This window comes from Bradyrhizobium sp. P5_C11_2 (assembly GCF_054049755.1).
On sequence record NZ_JBFULT010001043.1, the window covers coordinates 1 to 1,242 of the forward strand.

General features: G+C 67.4%; 1 protein-coding gene and 1 pseudogene. One reads left to right on the plus strand and one right to left on the minus strand.

The annotated features are described in order from the left end of the window. On the minus strand, positions 1-716 hold a 716-nt coding region (locus tag ACXJL8_RS41505), incomplete at its 3' end, for a KpsF/GutQ family sugar-phosphate isomerase (RefSeq protein ID WP_456687085.1). Positions 717-907: 191 nt separating this feature from the next. Between ACXJL8_RS41505 and ACXJL8_RS41510 the strand changes: the two are divergent. After that, a pseudogene (locus ACXJL8_RS41510) lies at positions 908-1,242 on the plus strand (outer membrane beta-barrel protein); the annotation flags it as partial.

Consider the following 1,242-nt stretch of genomic DNA (forward strand, 5'->3'; position numbering starts at 1 on the left):
AACACGGCGTCCGACATCTTGGTGCCGGCCGGCTTCACCGGGATCTCCGCGCCGGTGCGCATGTAGTCGCGGACGAATTTCAGCATCGCACCGAGCTTTCCGCCGGGATGGAAATGCGCGAACTCCAGCGCGGTGAAGCCGCGGCCTTCGAGCAAAGCGATCGCAATCGCGTCGCCGATCGCGACCTGCATCATCGTCGAGGTGGTGGGCGCCAGATTGTGCGGGCAGGCCTCGCGCGCCTTCGGCAGCTCGATCACGATGTCGGCGGCCTGTCCGAGCGAGGATGCCGCGTTCGACGTCACTGCGATCATCGGAATCGCGAACCGCGCCGAATAGTTCACGAGGGTCTTCATCTCCGGCTGCTCGCCGGACCAGGACAACGCCATGATGACGTCGTCCGCGGTGATCATGCCGAGGTCGCCATGGGCGGCTTCGGCGGTGTGAACGAAGAAGGCCGGCGTGCCGGTCGAGGCCAAGGTCGCCGCGATCTTGCGCGCCATGTGGCCGGACTTGCCGAGCCCGGTGACGATGACGCGGCCTTTTGCGTTGCGGATCAGGTCGACCGCCCTGGCAAAGGTCTCGCCCAGCGGGCCGCGCAGCGCGGCTGCGAGCGCGTTGATGCCGCCGCTCTCCGTCTCCAGCGTGCGGAGCGCGGATTCGACGCTTGTAGGGGTGGGGCCGGATGATGGGGTCATCAGCGGTTTCGAGCTCGGCATGCTTTGATCCAGGAGGGTGGGCGATTGCCCGGTTGGCGCCTGCTTAGCACGCCCGGGCCCGCGAGGCGACGCGACCGCCAATGCACGCAACGGGTCATTAACCATAATTGTTTTAACTCCATTAACGATGGTTCCCGCTGTTCGCGGAGGGTCGTCAAAGAAGTGTCTGATTTCGTTGGAGTTATTCCATCGTGGGGTCGCCTCCAGGTAGGGGCCGGAGCCGTCGCGCGTACGCCTTTCGCGCCGCTTTGCCATGCCTGCTGCTGACCGCGCTGGAAAGCGCACCGGCGACGGCCCAGAGCCTCACGCCCGACCTGTTCAATCCGAGCCGCGGCGGTTTCGCCTCGCCCGACACGCTGCCGACGCGCCGCACGGCCGGCGTGCCGCAGGCGCCGTCGGATGCGATCCCGGCGCCGCCCGATCCCAACGCCGATCCGCGCAGGAGCCAACAGGCTCCGGCGACCTCGCGCATCGGTCAGGTCCCGACCTATGGCCTGCCGGCCGCCAATGGCGCGAGCAGCTCCGG